The sequence below is a fragment of the Streptomyces sp. NPDC090442 genome (assembly GCF_044769405.1).
GTDB lineage: Bacteria > Actinomycetota > Actinomycetes > Streptomycetales > Streptomycetaceae > Streptomyces.
In genome coordinates this window covers 1-18,176 of the sequence record NZ_JBIVXW010000053.1, presented here as the reverse complement: position 1 = coordinate 18,176, position 18,176 = coordinate 1, and the positions used below count along the sequence as shown (strand labels likewise).

General features: G+C 69.2%; 21 protein-coding genes. 12 read left to right on the top strand and 9 right to left on the bottom strand.

Annotated features, from left to right (window positions below):
- Positions 1 to 89 precede the first annotated feature (89 nt).
- Positions 90 to 404: a hypothetical protein gene (locus ACIQU6_RS30610; protein WP_403484951.1), complete on the bottom strand. Its 315-nt coding sequence runs from the start codon at positions 402 to 404 to the stop codon at positions 90 to 92.
- Positions 401 to 718, bottom strand: a complete 318-nt coding sequence (locus tag ACIQU6_RS30605; protein WP_403484950.1) for a hypothetical protein — start codon at positions 716 to 718, stop codon at positions 401 to 403. The genes ACIQU6_RS30610 and ACIQU6_RS30605 overlap by 4 nt, the downstream gene beginning before the upstream one ends.
- Positions 719 to 1,221: 503 nt before the next feature.
- Between ACIQU6_RS30605 and ACIQU6_RS30600 the strand changes: the two genes are divergently transcribed.
- The 6 genes from ACIQU6_RS30600 (at position 1,222) to ACIQU6_RS30575 (ending at position 5,857) form a co-directional block, all read left to right on the top strand.
- Entirely contained in the window at positions 1,222 to 2,082 is an 861-nt protein-coding gene (locus tag ACIQU6_RS30600) for a hypothetical protein (protein WP_403484949.1), read from the top strand.
- A complete protein-coding gene (locus ACIQU6_RS30595) occupies positions 2,079 to 2,954 on the top strand; it encodes a hypothetical protein (RefSeq protein WP_403484948.1) in 876 nt (291 codons plus the stop codon). Before ACIQU6_RS30600 ends, ACIQU6_RS30595 begins: the two co-directional genes overlap by 4 nt.
- Before the next feature lie 188 nt (positions 2,955 to 3,142).
- Positions 3,143 to 4,279: a hypothetical protein gene (locus tag ACIQU6_RS30590; RefSeq protein WP_403484947.1), complete on the top strand. Its 1,137-nt coding sequence runs from the start codon at positions 3,143 to 3,145 to the stop codon at positions 4,277 to 4,279.
- A 213-nt stretch (positions 4,280 to 4,492) separates the two neighbouring features.
- Positions 4,493 to 4,741 (top strand): hypothetical protein, encoded by a 249-nt coding sequence (locus tag ACIQU6_RS30585; protein ID WP_403484946.1) that lies wholly within the window; start codon positions 4,493 to 4,495, stop codon positions 4,739 to 4,741.
- On the top strand, positions 4,707 to 5,138 hold the full coding sequence (locus ACIQU6_RS30580; RefSeq protein WP_403484945.1) for a hypothetical protein: 432 nt from the start codon (positions 4,707 to 4,709) through the stop codon (positions 5,136 to 5,138). Before ACIQU6_RS30585 ends, ACIQU6_RS30580 begins: the two co-directional genes overlap by 35 nt.
- A 485-nt stretch (positions 5,139 to 5,623) precedes the next feature.
- Positions 5,624 to 5,857 (top strand): hypothetical protein, encoded by a 234-nt coding sequence (locus ACIQU6_RS30575; RefSeq protein ID WP_403484944.1) that lies wholly within the window; start codon positions 5,624 to 5,626, stop codon positions 5,855 to 5,857.
- Between the two features lie 611 nt (positions 5,858 to 6,468).
- Here ACIQU6_RS30575 and ACIQU6_RS30570 read toward each other — a convergent pair.
- The 3 genes from ACIQU6_RS30570 to ACIQU6_RS30560 are packed head-to-tail and all read right to left on the bottom strand — an operon-like array spanning position 6,469 to position 8,081.
- Positions 6,469 to 6,672, bottom strand: a complete 204-nt coding sequence (locus ACIQU6_RS30570; protein WP_403484943.1) for a hypothetical protein — start codon at positions 6,670 to 6,672, stop codon at positions 6,469 to 6,471.
- Positions 6,673 to 6,708: 36 nt separating this feature from the next.
- Entirely contained in the window at positions 6,709 to 7,275 is a 567-nt protein-coding gene (locus tag ACIQU6_RS30565) for a hypothetical protein (RefSeq protein WP_403484942.1), read from the bottom strand.
- A complete protein-coding gene (locus ACIQU6_RS30560) occupies positions 7,275 to 8,081 on the bottom strand; it encodes a hypothetical protein (RefSeq protein WP_403484941.1) in 807 nt (268 codons plus the stop codon). Before ACIQU6_RS30560 ends, ACIQU6_RS30565 begins: the two co-directional genes overlap by 1 nt.
- A gap of 215 nt (positions 8,082 to 8,296) precedes the next feature.
- Between ACIQU6_RS30560 and ACIQU6_RS30555 the strand changes: the two genes are divergently transcribed.
- Positions 8,297 to 10,114 carry a hypothetical protein gene (locus tag ACIQU6_RS30555; RefSeq protein WP_403484940.1) on the top strand — a complete coding sequence of 606 codons (1,818 nt, stop codon included), beginning with the start codon at positions 8,297 to 8,299 and terminating at the stop codon, positions 10,112 to 10,114.
- Between the two features lie 80 nt (positions 10,115 to 10,194).
- Here the strand turns inward: ACIQU6_RS30555 and ACIQU6_RS30550 are convergent, their stop codons facing one another.
- Complete coding sequence (locus tag ACIQU6_RS30550) at positions 10,195 to 10,380, bottom strand: DUF397 domain-containing protein (protein ID WP_403484939.1); 186 nt, start codon at positions 10,378 to 10,380, stop codon at positions 10,195 to 10,197.
- A 355-nt stretch (positions 10,381 to 10,735) separates the two neighbouring features.
- On the opposite strand from ACIQU6_RS30550, the gene ACIQU6_RS30545 reads away from it, so the two are divergent.
- The gene (locus tag ACIQU6_RS30545) at positions 10,736 to 11,740 is read left to right on the top strand and encodes a zeta toxin family protein (RefSeq protein WP_403484938.1); all 1,005 of its coding nucleotides are present in this window, start codon (positions 10,736 to 10,738) and stop codon (positions 11,738 to 11,740) included.
- 56 nt (positions 11,741 to 11,796) lie between these two features.
- Here ACIQU6_RS30545 and ACIQU6_RS30540 read toward each other — a convergent pair whose 3' ends face one another.
- Both ACIQU6_RS30540 and ACIQU6_RS30535 read right to left on the bottom strand, forming a co-directional pair.
- Complete coding sequence (locus tag ACIQU6_RS30540) at positions 11,797 to 12,258, bottom strand: HNH endonuclease signature motif containing protein (RefSeq protein WP_403484937.1); 462 nt, start codon at positions 12,256 to 12,258, stop codon at positions 11,797 to 11,799.
- A gap of 375 nt (positions 12,259 to 12,633) precedes the next feature.
- Positions 12,634 to 12,939 (bottom strand): hypothetical protein, encoded by a 306-nt coding sequence (locus ACIQU6_RS30535; protein ID WP_403484936.1) that lies wholly within the window; start codon positions 12,937 to 12,939, stop codon positions 12,634 to 12,636.
- Positions 12,940 to 13,209: 270 nt separating this feature from the next.
- Between ACIQU6_RS30535 and ACIQU6_RS30530 the strand changes: the two genes are divergently transcribed.
- The 4 genes from ACIQU6_RS30530 (at position 13,210) to ACIQU6_RS30515 (ending at position 17,601) form a co-directional block, all read left to right on the top strand.
- Entirely contained in the window at positions 13,210 to 13,611 is a 402-nt protein-coding gene (locus ACIQU6_RS30530) for a plasmid mobilization protein (protein ID WP_403484935.1), read from the top strand.
- Positions 13,608 to 15,089 carry a relaxase/mobilization nuclease domain-containing protein gene (locus ACIQU6_RS30525; RefSeq protein WP_403484934.1) on the top strand — a complete coding sequence of 494 codons (1,482 nt, stop codon included), beginning with the start codon at positions 13,608 to 13,610 and terminating at the stop codon, positions 15,087 to 15,089. The genes ACIQU6_RS30530 and ACIQU6_RS30525 overlap by 4 nt, the downstream gene beginning before the upstream one ends.
- 24 nt (positions 15,090 to 15,113) lie before the next feature.
- Positions 15,114 to 17,183: a hypothetical protein gene (locus tag ACIQU6_RS30520; RefSeq protein WP_403484933.1), complete on the top strand. Its 2,070-nt coding sequence runs from the start codon at positions 15,114 to 15,116 to the stop codon at positions 17,181 to 17,183.
- A gap of 61 nt (positions 17,184 to 17,244) precedes the next feature.
- Entirely contained in the window at positions 17,245 to 17,601 is a 357-nt protein-coding gene (locus ACIQU6_RS30515) for a hypothetical protein (protein ID WP_403484932.1), read from the top strand.
- Positions 17,602 to 17,673: 72 nt separating this feature from the next.
- Here ACIQU6_RS30515 and ACIQU6_RS30510 read toward each other — a convergent pair.
- The coding region (locus tag ACIQU6_RS30510; protein WP_403484931.1) for a DUF4913 domain-containing protein at positions 17,674 to 18,176 on the bottom strand (503 nt) is incomplete at its 5' end.

Below are 18,176 nucleotides of genomic sequence, written 5' to 3'. Positions count from 1 at the left end.
CCCAGGGCCAGTTGGTCAGGTGGTGGGTTGGTCTGTGGTGGTCCGGCGCCGGTCAGTCAGGCCGGGCCCGTCGACATCGGGGCGCCAGGTCACGTCGCTACCGGTGCCGAGCGTTGCCAGGCCCGCGCGACGTAGACGTAGCGCCACAGCACGTGCAGCACCAGGCGCCGCAGCGGCCGATACCCCGCCAGGAGCATGCCCGACTCCAAGTCGTCGAGGTCTGCCGCCCGGCGCACGTCATAGGCGGGCGTGCCCACGGGGCGCAGGCCCAGGCTTGTGATGTACCGGGTGACGCCGTCCAGGAGCGCGTCCGGGCTGGCGTTGCGGTGTCGAGGTCTGCCCAGCGTGCAGAGGTAGACGCATTGACGGTTCGGGTCCGGGCCGTCTGGGGTGTGCGCGGTCACGAGGTCCGCCGTGGGTCCGACGTCGAGTCGACGTCGTAGGCGCGGTGCCAGCCGCATTCTGCGACGGCGTACAGCTCCGGGGAGTCGGCCACCGCTTCTTGAATGTGTCGGCCGACGTTTTCCCAGCAGCGTGCCAACGGGCCGCCGGCCAGGTCGGGATGGGCGACGACCTTTTGCAGGGCCATCATCACCGTCCATGCGTCCTGGCGGGTCATTTTGAGGGTGACCGGTGGGGCGTCCGCCCACCGGGTGTAGGCGTCGGCCAGCAGCCGGACCCCGGCCGCGTCCCGCTCCGCGAAATCGTCGTCAGTCACGGTCGCCGCCCACGGCGTTCAGTACGGTTTCCGGATCCTCCGCCATCGTGCGCCCCCCTTGGGTGCTGTTGGCCGGGTGTGCGGCGGTTCGCCCGGATCGCTCGCCGGCCCCGATGTCCCGTCTCATTCGATCTTGCCGTTGTCTCACGGGACGTTGTCCGATTCGCAGGTGAGGGACAAGGTCCCGTGAGACAGCGCAGGTCAACGAATTGCCGTCCGCCGGGCGTCAGCCCTTGAAACGCGCCTGAGAGACAACATCAAGTGAGACGGCGGGGCTTCGGCGTCTCACGTGACTTTGTCTCTCCGCAGGTCAGGACGTTGCCCGGCGGCAAGATCGAATGAGACGGGACAGCAATTATGAGCGGAGGGTGAATTCCTCTCTACGCCTTGCGCCGAGGGGTCAAATCCGTATACCACTGCACTAGTCGATGTCTCAGTGCACGACCTAGTGTCTCTGTGTACTGATTCGTTTTGCCGTGCACGACGTGCGAGAGAGAGTGGACATGAGCACCTGGGAGACCCTGGCCCCCCGTCAACGCACCGCGGCCCGCGCGATGCTGGACCACCTCCACCGCGCCGGCGTCACCGACGCCGACCGCGATACGGTCGCCGCCAACTACGACGCCGTCGCCCGGTGGCAGGCCGGCACCCTCCTGCTCGGACAGCTCTGCCGCCAGGCCGGATGGACCGTGCCGCCCGGCGCCCCCAGCCCCGAGCCCGGCCGCCAACTGGCCGACGCCATCATTGCCGCCCTGAAGGCCGCCCCCCTCCCCGAGCGCGGCAGCCTCCCGCACGTCGCCCACGTTGCCGAAGAAGTCGCCGCCCTGGCCGCCGCACTCACCGGCCGCCGCCGCGCACTCGCCGACGCCATCACCGCCGCCGACGCCAACAACCAACAGCGCGAGGACATCGTGCGCGCCGCCGCCCCCGGCGCCGGCCGCCGTACCGTCTTCAACCACCTAGGCGCCCACGACGTGTTGGCAACTGTCGTAGACGTCGTGCACGAGTACACCGGCGGCGACAGCGAACCGTACGACGTCACCCTCACCACCGTTGGCGGCGCCGTCCGGATGGAGTTCGAGGCCAACTACGCCGACGACTGGAACACTCACGGATACGGCGATTTCGACGACGAGCCCGACGAGTACGAGCAGGACCGCCGCAACGCCGGCCGGCGCATCGGAGAACTCAACTTCGTGAACGGGCTCCTCAATAGCCTCACCCGGGCCGGGGTGGCCTACGAAACCGACGGCCACCACGAAAGCGCCGAAGCACTGCGCGCCGGCAAACCCGCCACCCTCACCCTCACCAAGACGCAGGCAACCCCCACGACCGACACCACAGCCGAGGCCGCACAGCGATGATGCAATGGCTCACATGGCTGTCGTGGGCGCTCGCCGCGCTGAGCGTCACCGTCGGCGGCGCCCAGGTGCTCCGCAAGCAGCTCAGTGGCGAAGAAGTACGCCCCGGCGACGTCCTGTTCCCCCTCATGTACGGCGGCATGGCCGCAGGGGCGCCGGCGGCGGCGCGATTGCTGTTCACAAAGCTGACCAACATCAACGGTGGCGGTAGCCAGCAGCCGGCACCCGAGCACCACGCCGACCTGCCCGCCGTCCCATGGGGCACCGTCCTGCTCGGACTCGTCGCGCTGATCGGCGTGTTCGCCGTGGTGGTCGGCGTATCGGCCGGCACCTCCGCCGTCCGCCGACGCCGCAAGCGCCGCCACAGCCAGGCCACGCGGCGCCGCGCCGTCGAGGCCCGACACGACGCCGTCCGGGAGGAGTACGGCGCCTTCCAGAGCGACATCTTGGCCGTGTTGGAGCGCCCCGCGCTCGCCGACGTGACCGTCCCGACGACCGCACGTCTCATCCACGCGCTCGCCGCAGCAGACGACGCCCGCGCAGCCGACCGCACCACCGACGAGGGCGCCGGCGCCTATCAGCGTGCGGTGACCGAGCTGGAAATGGCGTGGACGTCCGCAGCCGAGCACGCCCGCAAAACCGGGCTTCGCACACTGCCGCCCCGCGAGCGCAAGGCGATCGAGCAGGCCCGGAAACTCCTGTCAACCGCGCTCGCGGACGGCGGTACCGAACATGAACGCCGCCACGCCTACGAGCACGCTCGCAAGTTGCTGGACGAGGCGACCACCGTGACGATCCCCCGCCAGGCGACCGCCGCCCTAGAGGCCACCGCCCGCCCCTCGTTGAGCAAACCGCCGACCAACGACGAGGGGTGACCACGGGATTCGCGGATGCCGGCACCGCGCGGGCGAGAACATGACGCCCCCGCCGCTGAAAGCGGCGGGGGCGTTTGACGTGCGGGCAACCGGCCGCGGGTCGCGGTGGAACAGAGCTGGTGAATCGGACGGAATCTCAAAGATGGAAACCTTGCCTTCCGTGATTCGGGTATCTAAGGTTCCGTAACATGGAACGGAGCGAGATCGCTGCCGGACTGCACCGGCACCAAACCGACATGCACGCTCGACAACGCCGGGTCCTGCTGCTGCAACGGCAGTTGCGCGCCGCCGAGGCCGACCGGGACCAGTCGGTGTCCGCGCTCGCCGCGTTCGGCGAGCAGCACGAGGGCGCCCGGCACGAGGCCAGCCGCCGGGCCATCAGCCGGCAGCTTGGCGTCACCCACACCACCGTTAACGGCATGGTGGACCGCGCCGGCCGGCGTCCCGCCGCCCAGGCCCCGCAGGTGGTCCCCGTGCTCAGCGCCGACAAGGCCCGCGCCTACGTCGAGTCCGGAGCACTCGGCGACATCACGCGCATCACCGTCGCCTTCAACCCCGCAGACGTACTACTGGAATCCGGGCTGGACCCGACCGCGTTCGCCGACGGCACCGACATCGACGCCCCCAACATGCTCATCCACGGCACCGACGGCGCCGTGATCGGCGTCGAGGAGTGCCTAGCCGGCTACGGCGGCACCGGCCCCAGCAACACCCACCGCCTACTGACCCAGCTCGGATGGGAGGACACCCTCGCCTCCCAGGTGTTCGCCCATCGCTTCATCGAGCTGGACCGAGAGCGCGTCATCCGCGCCAGCGAGAAGGGACTGCACACCGTGGGTGGGGGCCTCGAACTCGCCCCCGGCGGCGGCCATTTCATCGTGCGTCTGCGCAGCCACCGCCCCTACGTCCCCGAAGGCGGCAGCATGTACCGCACCATCGCGGCATGGGGCAACGAGGTGATGGGCCAGCCCGCGAAGTACCCGTGGGCGGCCGGCGCCCGACGCGCCCGCGTCTACCTTGACCGCACCGCCGCCGCCAGCCTCCAGGAGCCCTACTACGCATGGCGCGGAAGCTCGACGTTCTCCGTCGTCATCGAGCAAGGCCGGCTGCAACTGTGGTGTTCGGCCGTCTACCCGTACAACTTCGCCGACCTTCTCAGCACCGAACAGCTCCGCGTCCTAGACGCCGCCGACCTCTACCCCGCCGACACCGAACCCCGCAGTTGGCTTGACAAGTTCCTCCCCCGCCGCCGCGAACGCCCGCCGTACCTGACCATCAGCGACGACGGCCACGACCTCACCCACGACCCCGAAGGCGCCCCGTAACCCGCCGGCCACCCTCCCGGATCCGGCGCACGAGCCGGGCCAGGGCCCGCCGTGATTCGGCGTGGAGCTCCGAACCGCTGTAGAAGTACCCCACCCATCACCTCACCCGTCGCACACGCGCTTTGCCGCATCGTAGAGCGGCGCGAGCGCGGCCGAACCCGACTTCCCCACACCCGCCAGCGGCCGCCCGCCGCCCAACCCCAGGAGCCCCCATTGACCGGTCAGGCCGAGCCAGGGGAGCGGTACCGGGTGACGCTGCGGTTCGCCGAGGACGCCAACGGCCCGGCCACAGCCGGCTACTGGACCAACCCGGACACCGCCCTCCGCATCTACCGCTCATGGGTCGGCACCTACGGCAGCACCCCGGCTCATATCGAGATCTGCGAGCAGGCCGGCGACGACTGGCGCATCCTCAGGAGCTGGACCCGTGCGAGCGGCGAAGCCCGGCCCACCCGAGACTGACCGACGCACCGACTTCAACCAGGAGATCACCATGACCGGCCAGCCCACCGCCCTTCCCGAGGACGACGAACCGACCACACTCCGGCGCATCGTGACGGCTGACGAGTACGACACCGCCTACTCCCGCGCGGCCGCGGCGGCGCAGGCCGTGGGCGTCACGGTGCCTCACCCTGCACTCCACGACGCGGTCCGCGGAGTGCTTGCCGCCGTCGGTCTGCTCACCCCGCCGCCGGAGCCGGACACCACCGACGGGACGTGCACCGCGCAGTTCGCCGACGACGAGGGCCAATGGTGGCAATGCGAGATGGAGCCCCACGACCCCAGTGAAGGGCATGACGGCGGAGATTGGGGATGGGGCGACGATGCACCAAACGCCGTCCCCGCCAGCCGCCAGTAGAAGCCAGGCCGACGGCAGCTCGACGACGCGGAGCGAGCCGACGCCAGCCCCACAACACGCCCCCAACCCTCCAGGCCCCATGCGACACCCCGCATGGGGCCTACCCTCTACAGGTCACCCGTCTTAGCCCCGGCCAGGAACGCCCCCCACGCGGCGGGGCCGAACGTGGAGACCGGCCCCGGATCGGGACGCGCCCCGGCAGCCCCATCGGCACACGGCGAAGCCCCGACGGTGGACGAGTCGCCAGCGGGGGCGGGGAGTTGAGGCGGCGCCGTCGAACGTCGCACCCGCCGGCGGCCGGCGTGCCCTGGTGCCCAAGGGCCGCACGCCCCGGGGGTGGGGGCAACGGTCGTACGTCCACCCGCGGGGCTTTCCGCTCGTACCTCCCGCAAACCCCCGCGGTGCGGGCGCTCCACCATTGCCCCCACCCCCAAGCCGCGCAGAGCGGAGCCCACCAGGACACACCAACCACCTCGGAGGGCACCATGCCGCAGATCGCACCCCCGCAACCCCCCGCCGGCTACGACTGGAGCCCGCAGCCGGCCCCCACCCACGGCGGAGCCCGGGTTGCCCCTGACCAACACGTCCTGGTGATCCCCGGCTACCAGTGGCCGGCGGCGCCCGAGCACTGCACCTACGACGGCCCCCAACTGTGGATCGGTGACAGCCCGGTGACGCAGGCGCTCTGTTGCCCGCGGTGCGGCCTGGACGTCACCTGACGATCCTGCCCGGCCCCCTCCGGGGCCGGGCCCACCCCGGCCCGTCGACGCGATCGGCTGACGGCCCGTCGCGCCCAGCGCTCAAACGCCGGACGTCCATGCCGCCGCCGCACATGCCGCGAACGTCCCCGTAGCGCATGCCAAAACGGCCCACCACTGACTGAGTGGCGGGCCGAACTCCCCCACACCGGTGGGGATCACTCAACATGCCCGGCCGTCATGAACTCACGTCGACGGGCAACCCCCGCAGCGGCGGGGAACAAGCGGACCACACGACGTACCCTTGCCAAGGGCACTTGATGGCAAAAGGCATCTCAGGGAGCACCCCCGCATGTGCGGGGAACATGCCGAATCCTTCATCTCCCTTGAAGGGGCCACCCCCGCATGCGCGGGGAACGTCTGGCTGTCACCGAGTGTACTCGGGTCGTGATCGGGCCACCCCCGCATGTGCGGGGAACATCAGCACGCAGTGCCCCTGCTCAACGGCCCCTCAGGGCCACCCCCGCGTGGTGCGCGGGGAACGTGCTCAGCGAGCCGGTAGGCACTCTACATCGCGGCGCCCGGCCAGATGGCCGCGACGACGAAACCACGGACGCAGAGGGCTTTGAACGTCACAGCACCGCCCCGATGCGGCGGAGTTTCGACCGGATCGTCAGCAGGTTCTGGGGCGAACCGTTCGGCGTGCTGGGCACGGTGACGCATTGCCCGTCGGGCGCCGTCACCCGGAAATGGTTGGTGTTGGGGTTCCTGCGGACCACGAACCCCTGACGCTGCACCTGGCGGAACAAGCTCGCAACGTCCTTCTTCAGCGACATGTGCGCTCCCGGTGATGAAGTCCCGTGGCTGGTTGGTCAGGCGTCCAGAAGGGCGTCAATCTCCGCGATGCGCGCTACGAGACGTTCGCGTTCGGCGCGCAGCGTGTGCGGGTCCGGCTTGTCGTCCTCCACGATCTCCAGGCCGTGTTCCTCGGCAAGGGACCGGGGCACGTCGCGGACCTCCACCACGGTCCCATCCAGCGGGCCCAGCTCGATGTAGCTGCGGGAGCCGGCCGAGCCCGTAAAGCCGCCTTCCACAAGGATCACGCCGTCGCCCAGGCGCGGTTCCTCATCCCTGCCGAAGCGCGTGGCGATCGTGCGGCCGTACCGGTAGAGCGTCGCGGGCCGCCCGTTGCCCGGGCCCCGCACGTCCACCACCAGCGGGATGCGCACGGTGACGTTGCCGCCCGGGTCCGGAGTGCCGTCGGTGCCGTACACCTCCCGCGCCAACTCCCGCACCCGGGACTCGTCCCGCGCGTCGAAGACCCAGACCCCACCAGACCACTTTCCGCCCAGGTTGCGCGCCTCAGAGGGCCAGTCCGGGTGATAGGGCGACTCGACGCACGTCTTACCGTTCTCCGTGGTGATGGTGACCGTGCTCATCAGTCCTCCTCCAGATCGATGGTGTGGGTGTGTCCCGGCAGGGGGGTGCCGTCCTCGTCGACCACCGCCCCCTCACAACAGCCGCCGTCGTTCAGCCATGCGTCGACGGTGGGGCGAGTGACCCCGCCCCAGCGGGACATCTCGGATTTGAAGCCGTGCCGAGGCTTACCGTCGCGCTGCTGCGCGGACTCCCGTGCGGCGTTGCGCATGAGTCGGCCCAGGCTTGCCCTAGTGGTGTTCACGGCCATTTCCAGTTCGGCCAGGTGCACGCCTTGAGCCATGACGCGCTGATCGGCGGTCAGCTTCGGCGGGCGGTGCGTGTCGAGGAACGCCGCGAGTTCGCGGGCGGTGGCGTCCCAGTCGCGCACGAGCGGATCGAAGTTGACGTCGGTGGGGTTGCGTTTGCTGCGGCCGATGTGGGCGTCCGAGAGGTAGCGCTGGCGCAGTTGCTCCCGGTGCAGCTCCTCCACCGTCCGGCCGAACATCTTCGCCTGCCGTTGCGCCTGATCGCCGGTCGGTACCGGGTGCTTTTCGAGCAGGGCCGGCCAGATCTCCTCCTCCGGCCGGAGCGGCGGCCAGTCCAACTCTCCGGCGTCCGCGATGACGTGCCACTCGAACCGGGCCGGATACTCCTCCCGCACCTCCGCCGGCGCCAGAACGCGGACCGCCCACGTCATGGTCAGACCGGTGTCGATCAGGAGCGTGGCGCTCCAGGTCGGCGCGGTGGAAGTGTGCCCCAAGCGCCGGTATGCACGGCGCAGTTGATCCTGTGTCACGTAGTTGCGGGTGTAGGCAATCTCCGTCATGTAAAGCACTATACAGAACTGCATAGTGCTTTACAAGTCTCCGAAATGTGCTGGCAGTGACGCCAGTTGAACCCGGGGGGCGCTGAAACGGATTGCAAAATAGGCGTGGACATGATTTAATAGGGGTGTTGGTCGGGAGGGGTCTCCCGCTCCGACCACCCCGGCGGGCCGCATCCCGCCGGGCACCACCACCCAAAACCACCACAGGAGTTCCCGTGCGAATCCAGCACGACCCCGCCTACAGCCCCCACGCCATCGCCCACAGGCTCCAATGGAGCCAGCGGCAGGCCGACGTCATGCGGTGGGCCGAGGACGGCGAGCTGCACTACGACGGCGAGCGATACCGCCACCGCCTCCCGGGCACCACTACGCGCGGCCGCATCGTTGCCCACGCCCGAGTCCGGGCCCTGAGTGACGCCGGGTTCCTGGTCGACATCGACGAGACCGGGCGCGTACAGCTCACCGACGACGGCCGGGCCGCCCGTGCAGCATGGCGCAGTGTGCTGCCCGAACCGGTCGAGGCCGCCTACGAGATGACGCCCCGCCCGCTACTGGGAGGACAGACCGAGCGCCGCCAGGACGAGCACCGGGCGGCCGCCCGCGCCGCCCGGGAGGCCGAGGCCGCCCGCATCCGCGCACTCCAGCCGGCCCCCGAACCGGAGCCGGCCGACGTCGACCCGGCCGACTGCACCCACGCCGTCCACGCCTGGATTTACGTCACCGCCGACCCCATCACCCGGCAGCTTGGCTACCACCTGGCATGCGCGTGCGGGCAGGAGCGCGACGCCTACCCCGGCCGCACAACCGCGATGAGCATCGGCACCCCCACCCGTCCCCTGGGCATCCGCGAGAGCGACCCCGCCGTAGCCGTCCACCACGCCGACACCCGCGGCTACTCCGTCACCGGTTGGTGGACGGTGGTGGACGAGCACACCAAGCGGGCCCGCGTCGAAGACCACACTGCCGAGCCGTCGTGGCCGGTGGTCGACGACCCCAACCGCCGTCCCGCTCCGGCACCCGCTGCCGAACACGACGACGACACCGACACGTTGGTGATTGCGGCGGTGGACGACCCCGCCCGCCGCCCCGCCGCCGCTCCGACCCCGGCCGAGGAGACGCGCCAGCCGGCCGCCACCCAGGACGCTCCCGAGCACCGCCGCATCGCGGGCCACGTGCCCCAGGTCGCCCGCCGCCGCCACGGTCGCCCCCGCCTGAACCCGTGGGTTGCGAGGGTCGACAGCTACCTGTCATCCGCCCACCTCGCCACCGTGCTCCAGGTGGACGCCCACGGCACCGCCACCGGCGACGTCGAGTTGTCCGACGAAGGCCGGCGCGGACCCGAGCGGCGCGAACTCGCCGCACGTCTCGCGGCCCGCTACGGCGTGCGCGTCCACACGGTCCAGCACTGGAGCCAACCGACGCTGGACGGAGCCCAGGCGACCGACGCCCGCGGACATCTGCGGCCCCGTCAGGTCGAGGAGCCGCCGCAGTACGGACACGGCCGGACCGACCTCATGGTCTCTGGCCCCGTCGAGGCCGTGGCGCGGTACATCGCAATGGTGCCGGCAGCGCTGGACGCCATCGACAAGCTCTCGTCGGAATGGGTCCGCCCCTACCGGCAGCGGCTCACCGCCGACCAGGCGCCCGGACGCACTGCCGCCGTACGACGGTGGCGACACCGATTCGCCGCCGCAGTCATCACCGCACTGAGCACCAGCCGATCCCCCAGCAACCGCGACTACGACCCGACCAGGGAGCCCAACGCCCCCGAGGCCGCAGCCGGCGCGGCACTCCGCAACGTCGAGTGGTACCGCTGGCTGGACGCCCTGGAGACCCCCGCCCAGCGCACCACCGCCGCCACGTATGAGGGCAGCGCGCGCCACGACGTCGAGCCGGCCACCCGCGCCGCCGACGCCCCATCAACAGGCGCCCGCCGCCAGGAGATGACGGCCACGACCCCGCTCGTCCACGGCATCGGCGACCGCGAGGCACACCCCGCCCCGCACCGCGACGCCTACGCTCCGGCAGCATGACGCCGGGGGGCCGTGTGTCTCATGCGAGGCACACGGCCCCCGGCCCGGCCCCGGAGGGCCGGGCCCACCCCGCCGAACAGCTACAGGTCGCCTGTCTTGACTCCGGCCAGGAAGGCACTCCACGCAGCGGGGCCGAACGTGTGGACCGGCCCCGCGGGGTCCGTCGAATCCCTCACGTCTACGCGCGGCATGTTTACGCGAACCTCCACGCAGGCGCTTTCCTCTTCGTTGCAGTACGAGCTAACGAACCAGTCGTGGTGAGGCATCTTGTGATCCTTGCGAAACGGGGCCGATGTCGGCGCGGTGTGCGATGCTCAAACCCAGTGTAGGGATGCGCAGTTGACCACACTGCCATGTCTGGAATTGAGGGGGCGAAGTGTCAAACTGGAGTGCCCAAGACGTCGACGCTTACGAACGCGCTCACCATTTGCTGAGCGCCATCATCGCGGCCTACAGCACGCGAATCGCCCGCGCGGATGCCGGGGACGCTGCACGGTTGCGAGGCGAGCGTGCGCCGTACGTGGCCGAGCGTCAGCGCTTGAGCGTGAGGGACAGCGAACGAGTGCGAGAAATCCTCACGCAGTACCCGGACGTGCTCCGCCAGATCAGGAGGGACGAGGCGTGAGCGCTCCACCCATCCCCGGCCTGGACGAACTGACCACGCTGTTCGCCACCGAGGTTCGTCACACGCTGACGGCGCCCTCACAGGAGTCGCCGGAGTTACTGGTCCTCGGAGGGCCGCAAGGGTCCCGGAAAACCAGCCTCCGAACGACCGTCCCTGAGCAACTTGGCATCCACGATCCCGTCATCGTGGATGGTGACGACTTCTATTCGTTCCTCCCCGAGTTCGACCCGTACGCGCGTGAAGTCGGAATGCTCGCCGCTATGAAGCACTTCAACCCAGCGGTGAAGGAACTCACCCGCATGACGCGCGAACATGTCCGCCAGCACAGTCAAAACGTCGTGCTGGTAGGGCCGTACACAGCGGCTGACTTCACCCGCGGGATCCTGGATAACTTCCCCAACCACCGCCGGTCACTCGCTTACACCGCTATGCATCCGGCTCTCAGCCAGCTAGGCACCATGCACCGTCACCATCAGGCTACTCAGCCGGGCGGAATCGGGTACGCGGTACTGCCTTCGATCGAGCTGCAATCGGCAATCTTCACCAACACGCGAACGATGCTCGACACCGCGCAGTCGTGGGACAGCGTGAGCGCCTTGTATGTCGTCGACCCGCTTAACGGACGGGTAGCTGGCAGCCAAGAGCGCGGACCCGGCGGACGGTGGCAACCTGGCCCGGATATCCGGGCCGTGCTGGACCAGACCCGATACCAACCATGGAGCGAAGCTACCCGCGCGCTGTACCGGGAATGGCGGGCCGAAGCCGAGACCGCCAACGGGGACCGGTGGGTTGAGCGGCTAGCGAGCGTAGACCAACTTGCGGCCCCCATGCTGGCTACCAAAACGGCCCACCTAGACGCTGACGCAGTCGAGGCGGCCCGGCTTGCGGCACTGAGCTTTCCGGATCCCGCATCCGCCGCACTTCAAGCCCCATCCCGGGCAGTTGACCAGAGTCCGTATACCGAGGCAGAGCAGTCACAAGACTCCAGCCCGGAACGCTAGGTCGCGGTTCGCGCCAAACCTAGTGGGACCACTCCCGGAGTGGTCCCACTAGGTTTTTAGAAAAGGGTGTCGTATCCGGCGTGCGGGTCGCCGGCCGTGTCGACGTGCGTCACGACGGATGCTAGCGCTTGCGGTGAGTAGACTCCCGCAGCTACCGCCCGGAGGATCGCCGTTCGAAGGGCACGCGCCGCGGCAAGCTGGCCGCGGCGGTCTGCTTTGCTGACTCGCCACCCCAACCGCACGGTGCGATCCCGTCGGGACATGTCTTGCGAGTTGTCGACGGGGAGACCGAGGGTAAGACAGTCCGGCCGTGCGCAGATACTCCGGTCACATTTGTGGCGCACGACCATTCCCGCGGGGATGGGACCGTGATGGGCCTGCCATATCCACCGGGTTGGCCGAACGATGGTCGCCCCGCCGCCCTCCGGATCGTGGGCCCAGAACCGTCCGTAGCCGTCGCCACCCAGGCCGCCGACGAACACCCAGCATCGGGCTGTGACGACGACGAATCGACGCATGCGGGCCCACTCTCCCGGGTCCGCCCAGGGCGGCCGCTCAGCCGGCGGCCGCACTGCTTCAGGGACCTTTGGCACAGCACCTCCCGCAGACGATCCCTGTACCCCAACGGTGGTGCACCGAGCGGAGCGTGTACGGCGCCCGGCCGCAGCGCGGCAGCAGAAGCCCCCCGCCAGCCACGGTCAGGGGGACGGTCGCCTCACGCACCCGCATGCGGGACGGCGGGGGTACGGCGAGGTAGTCACGTCTGCTGACAGTCGAGTGCGACGGACGACCCACGACGCCACCCCTCCCGTAGCCGGCCCATTTCGCAGCAACCACGGCTATCCCGCAGTCGGCGATGTGCTGGTCACGTAAACCGCCCAGGGGCCCCGTGGTCAGGACGACTCAGGAGAACTGCGGGGAGCGGGAGCCGGCTTAGTGGCGGACCCGCGAGGCCGTCCGGGAGCCTTGACAGCGGGACGCTTGAACCTCAGCGGACCGGTCAATTCCGATTCGCTCCATCCCGCCTTGATGGCGTCCTGCCACACCTTGGCTTTGTGCTCGCGTGCCTTCCTGGCCGCGTCCTCCGCTTGGCGCTCCCCCTCGTCCGCCGCTTGCAGTTGATCAATAACAGCGAGGCGGCCCGCCAGGAGCTGTTCCGCTGCGGTGCGCTTCTGATCAGTCACGTTGCTGGAATCCATGCCGGAAGCGTAGCCGCTGCTATGGGAGTTGTGGGCGCGTGAACACGATTGAGCTGCACCCGAAGGAGAGCACGGCAGGAGGTTCGGGCCATCTGTGACCAGGAGTTCAGGCCAGGGTTTTTGGTCTCCCGCACGCTCAGCGGCGCAGGAGCAAGCTAGGCGATCAGGTGACCTAATCGCGCTTGGCTCTCGCCGCGGCGCGGCGAGAGCTGGCACACTGTCGTGTGGTCCCCACTGTGTGGGGTCGCTTCGCTGGAGGGAGGCGCAGGCATGGCGCAGGAGTTGAGTGGGCGTCGAGCTGTGCCCGCCGGCGGGCGAAACAAGCGTGTGCCGGGAGGCCGGACGCACGTCACCAAAGTGATGATGACTCCGGAGGAGCGGGCCCGGGTTCAAGCACGAGCAGCGAACCTTGGGATCAGTGTTCCAAGGGCGCTGGTAGAGGCTGCGATTGGTGTGCCGCCGCTCACCCGTCGGGAACGGGAAGTGCTCTACGGCGAGTTGAACCGGCTCAAGTTCTTGTTGGCCAACCTCACGAACAACGCGAATCAGATTGCGAGGGCGTTGAACAGTGACGTCGAGGTGCCCCCGGCGATGATCCGCAGCGTGCTGGAGCGGGCGGAGTCGACAGTCGAGCGTGTGGAGGCGTTGGCCGAGGAGTTCCGAGTCCGGTGAATCCGAACGTCACCCGAGGCGACAACGCGAAGAGGTTGATTGACTACCTGTATGGGCCGGGCCGGCACAACGAGCACATCAATCAACGGCTGATCGCCTCCCAGGCCGGGATTGTCGGCGAGGGGCGTCCCTACTTCCGCGGTGCGGGCGAGTTGCGGGCGCTGTCCCAGGAGTTCGATGCGCCATGGACGCTCTTTGGTGTCGATGTCCCCGGCGGGCACGTCTGGCACTGCTCGATTGCGTTGCCGCCGGAGGACGGCATGTTGTCCGATGAGCAGTGGGCGAACGTGGCTCAGCGGATGGTCGACGAGATGGGGTTTTCGGAGACGTCGGGCAAGGCGCCGTGCCGTTGGATCGCGGTGCACCACGGGCCCAGCAAGGGCGGCAACGACCATATCCACCTAGTGGTCAATCTGGTACGGGATGACGGCACCAAGGCGAGCCCCTGGCGCGACTACTCAAGGGCGCAGGCGATCTGCGGCCGCCTGGAAAAGGAACTGGGGTTGCGGGTCCTGGATCGCGGCCGTGCAACCCCCGGGATCAAGCGCGGTGAGCTGGAGGCCGCCACCCGTAGGGGCCGGCCGGAGCCGGAGCGCTTGACGTTGGCGCGGCGCGTCCGTGCGGCGGTGGCGACGACCGAGAGCGAGGCTGATTTTGTGCGGCAACTGCGCCGGAGTGGTGTGATCGCTCGCCCGCGTTTCGCCAAGGGCGGGCGCACGGACGTGGTGGGGTACTCCGTGGCGTTGCGTCCAACCAACGGGGCGGCACCGGTGTGGTACGCGGGCGGCAAGCTGGCGCGAGATTTGGCCCTGTCGAGGTTGCGCGAGCAGTGGCCTGGCGATGACGCGGCATCAGCCGTCGCCGCGTGGACGGAACGGGCAGCCGGCGGCGAGCGACGCCGCGCGCCGGCGCACCTGCGGGACGAGGTTGCGTGGGAGGTAGCTGCCCAGCAGATTGCGGACGTCCGCGCGCAGTTGGCGGAGGTTCCTGTGACAGATGTTGTCCGCTGGTGCCAGGCCGCCCAGGAGGTTGCGGGCGTTTTGGCCGCGTGGAGTGGCCGGATGGAGCCAGACCGGCCCGGGCCCCTGGCGCGTGCAGCCGATGTCCTGGCACGCTCGGCGCAACGCCCGTTGGAATACCGGCGCGAGCCGGTGTCAGGGCGGCCAGGGTCGATGAGGGGAGCGGGCATGGCGGTGTTTTTCGCAAGGACCGGCGGGACGAGCGCCTGGGGTGAAATGCTGCTGATCCAGCAGCTTCGGAACATGATGCGGGCGGTGCACGACATGCACACCGCGCGCGACGAGCGGGACCAGGCGTCCCGTGTGCGCGCCGAGGCAACCGGCGAACTTGCTCGGTTGCAGCAGGCGCGCCAACAGATGGGACAGAGCCCCGGTGCACTGCCCACGATGGGCAGTTACCGGGACCACTCCGCCGGCGTCGAGCGGGGCGAGCCGCGGGGCAACGATCACGGTCGGTAGGCCGGCCACTAGGGAGGGCAACGGATGGCGCAGAACGACGAATTCAGAGAGGTCTACGCGGCATCGGGAGCTGCGTTCGTTCACTCTCTCCAGTTGGCGATCACCGTTGCGACCCTGATGGCAGAGCACCAGGTGAGGTTGCGTGAGGAGCGCTACCGCCAGGAGCAGCAGGCCGAGGAGAACCGGGCCCGGATGGAGGCGGAGAAGATTCGGGCGGAACGGGCCGCAGCAGAGCCGTTGTTGCGGGCCGCTCATCAAGAGAAGTTCTGGCAGGACCTCCCGTCGCATCCGGAGCGGTTGGGCCGCACGTGGCAGGCTGCCGCGGAGTGGGCGGGGGGTGACCCGTACGCGAATTTCACGCTTCAGCACCTGCGGGAGCAGTTGGCCGAGCGCTACAACCTGAGGGTGCCGGACTGGCCGGTCGGTGGCGCGGAGATGGCGCGCCTAATCACGATGACTGACCCGACCTACCGGGACAAGCTGGATGCCGCGCGGGAGGCCGCCGCGAAGGTGCCCGGGGCGTCGTATGCGGTGATCGTGCGGGACATGCGCAATGACGGCCGGATCGTCCACCGTGGGGAGGTGACTGCGGAGCCGGGCATGAGTGCGCCTATGGCGGCCGCTACAGCCTACGAACGGTGGGCGAAGGGCCCAGGGGATGAACTGTCGCAGGATCGGCAACCCGCTGAAATCGTCGTGGAGCTGGTGGAGAACACCGGCAGCGACACGGCAGCCCACGTCCCCGCGGCGACGCTCCAGGGAGCCGACGTTGAATCGGTGTTCGTCGCGGACGCGGCCCGGTTGGTTGCGTTGGCTGACGGTACGGCCCAGCCGGACAACAACGCCGAGATGCTGCGTGCACTGAGGGACCAACTGGAGCGGCTGGAGCAGGAGGAGGAGAGGCGATCCGAGCGGCGAGCCGAATACACGGCGAAACTCGCCGACGGTCGAGAGCTCTCTCCCTTGGACGTGCGCCGGTTGGAGGGCAATATCCAGGCGATCACGGAGGGGATGGACACTCTCCACCAGCAGCAGGCCGACGCCGCGTTGCGGATGGCGGCCCTGGCCGCCGAAATGCGGGGCGAGAACCCCGAGCACGTCTACGCTGCTGCGCGTCTGTCCGAGAGTCTGGATGAGGGTTTCTGGCAGACCGCCAGCGCGGCGGAGCTCGGTGATCTTTGGGGGCGCGTAGCGGAGTGGAGCGAGGGGGAGGCTCGCGACGGGATCCGTACGTTGATGCGTGACAACATCGAGCGCCACCACGGCATCATGGTCCCTCAGGACGCGAGCGCCGACATGGTGTCAGCGCTGTTCGGTGGTGACGACGTGCCGGGGCCGGCGCAGAGGCTTTCCGAGCAGGCCGAGGAGTTGCGTGGGCAGGCGTACGCCGTCTATGAGGAGGCGTTCGACCTCATGGGCCAGGCCCGGGAATTGGAGGCCAAGGGGCCGGAGGTTGCCGAGCAGGCCCGCTTGGTGCGGGAGCAGGCCACCCATCGACAAGGGCAGGGCCGTGCGCTCATGTCTCAGGCTGCTTGGATGACGCGAGCAGAACCGGAGGTCATGCGGCGGCTGTACGCGGAGAACTCCGGCGATGCGGTGCGCGAGCTGCACGCCGAGTACGCCCTCCGGTGGGGAGAAGAACCGAGCGCGGCGACCACCGAGAAAATCAAAGAGGTCACCGCGGTTGCGGCCGATGAACCGGGCGTCAGGGTCTGGACGATGTTTGTTCCTCCTGAGGCGTCGTCGGCAACGTCCATTCCCGCGCCGGCGGTGGGCGATCCGGGACCCACCGCGGCCCCCGAGCCGGCCGCAGTCGTGGACGTCGAGGAGGTGGACGAGGAGTCCGAGCGCGACGAGGCCGCCGCGCGGGAGGAGGAGGCCAAGCGCGCCGCTATGGAGGCCCGTCGAGTCGAGGCCGCACAGGCTCTTGCCACGGTTGCCGATCCGGAAGCGGTCGAGGCTGTGAAGTTGACGGAGATGGCCTTTCCGGAGGGCCCGGAGGCCGCGGTGCAGACAGCGCCGAAGGTCGGCCGCGCGGCCGCTTCAGGAGGAGTCCAGCAGCAGCGCGAACGCAATTCGTCGCTGGAGATCTGAACTTAGGATCTCCGGTGCGCAGGTACCGGCATCGTCAAGTTCGGCCAGAGAGGGAGTCGTGATGATCAGCATCGTTGGTAGGTGGGCCGCGCGCCGCAGGGCCGGCCGCGTCGCCGTCGCCGCACTGCTCGCCAACGAACTCGAATGGGGCCTACGGGACAGGATCATGAGGTGCCTGGTCGAACGCGACGCTGATCCGGCGATCCAGGAGGCGGTGGACCGGGAACTTAACAGGTTCCGCCGAACCGCTGATCGAGGTATGAGGCTCGCTCAGCTAAACGATCTGGCCGACGCCGAGAACCGCGGCTCGACGCCGTTCTTCGAGTACATCGAGCTAGCGGACAGGCGTGCCGAGCGACTTCTTTCGGCTGGCGAGGGCGTCGACCAATGTCCATCTCGCCAAGGCTCCGACACCTGACTCCCCGGTCCTACGCGTAGTGAGGGGCGAGCCGTTGAGGCTCGCCCCCCCACTACGCGTATACGAGCGTTCTTATGGTGTCGCCGGCGCACCGCTCTTAACGGCCTCAGGGGCCGCGCTGAGGGACGGCGAGAGCCACAGGGAGGCGTTGGCCGCTTCCATCGGCAACGGGCTGTAGGCGTAGGCGCTGTGGCCATCTGGACGGCATGCCGAGAGGGGGCCGGTGTTGGGATCCATCAGGGCCCGTAGGTGGGGGTCGCAGTGCTGGAGCCACCACACCGACATACCCATAGCCGCGTCCAGGCGCAGGCTTTCCCAGGCCCTCCATAGCGCGGTCAGCCGCTGGAGCGCTTCGGGGTGGCGCCACCAGGACGGGCACCACGTCAGTTCGGTGCCCTCCAGGTTGCGGCGGATGGTCGGCGCCAGATAGTCCGTCACGAACTCATTGACCGTGGCGAAGACCAGTTTGGGAGGCTCTTTTTCCTCCCGCTTCTTTCGCCCGCCCTTCCTCCCCCGAGCCTTCCCGCCCTTGCCCTTGCCCTTGTTCTTGCCCGTCGAGGAGGCCGGCGCGCCCG

Bases quoted from the DNA above. Each gene is read 5' to 3' on its own strand.
- ACIQU6_RS30600 (WP_403484949.1), top strand. From the start codon at position 1,222: ATGAGCACCTGGGAGACCCTGGCCCCCCGTCAACGCACCGCGGCCCGC.
- ACIQU6_RS30595 (WP_403484948.1), top strand. From the start codon at position 2,079: ATGATGCAATGGCTCACATGGCTGTCGTGGGCGCTCGCCGCGCTGAGC.
- ACIQU6_RS30590 (WP_403484947.1), top strand. From the start codon at position 3,143: ATGGAACGGAGCGAGATCGCTGCCGGACTGCACCGGCACCAAACCGAC.
- ACIQU6_RS30575 (WP_403484944.1), top strand. From the start codon at position 5,624: ATGCCGCAGATCGCACCCCCGCAACCCCCCGCCGGCTACGACTGGAGC.
- ACIQU6_RS30570 (WP_403484943.1), bottom strand. From the start codon at position 6,672: ATGTCGCTGAAGAAGGACGTTGCGAGCTTGTTCCGCCAGGTGCAGCGT.
- ACIQU6_RS30565 (WP_403484942.1), bottom strand. From the start codon at position 7,275: ATGAGCACGGTCACCATCACCACGGAGAACGGTAAGACGTGCGTCGAG.
- ACIQU6_RS30560 (WP_403484941.1), bottom strand. From the start codon at position 8,081: ATGACGGAGATTGCCTACACCCGCAACTACGTGACACAGGATCAACTG.
- ACIQU6_RS30550 (WP_403484939.1), bottom strand. From the start codon at position 10,380: ATGCCTCACCACGACTGGTTCGTTAGCTCGTACTGCAACGAAGAGGAA.
- ACIQU6_RS30540 (WP_403484937.1), bottom strand. From the start codon at position 12,258: ATGCGTCGATTCGTCGTCGTCACAGCCCGATGCTGGGTGTTCGTCGGC.
- ACIQU6_RS30535 (WP_403484936.1), bottom strand. From the start codon at position 12,939: ATGGATTCCAGCAACGTGACTGATCAGAAGCGCACCGCAGCGGAACAG.
- ACIQU6_RS30530 (WP_403484935.1), top strand. From the start codon at position 13,210: ATGGCGCAGGAGTTGAGTGGGCGTCGAGCTGTGCCCGCCGGCGGGCGA.
- ACIQU6_RS30520 (WP_403484933.1), top strand. From the start codon at position 15,114: ATGGCGCAGAACGACGAATTCAGAGAGGTCTACGCGGCATCGGGAGCT.
- ACIQU6_RS30515 (WP_403484932.1), top strand. From the start codon at position 17,245: ATGATCAGCATCGTTGGTAGGTGGGCCGCGCGCCGCAGGGCCGGCCGC.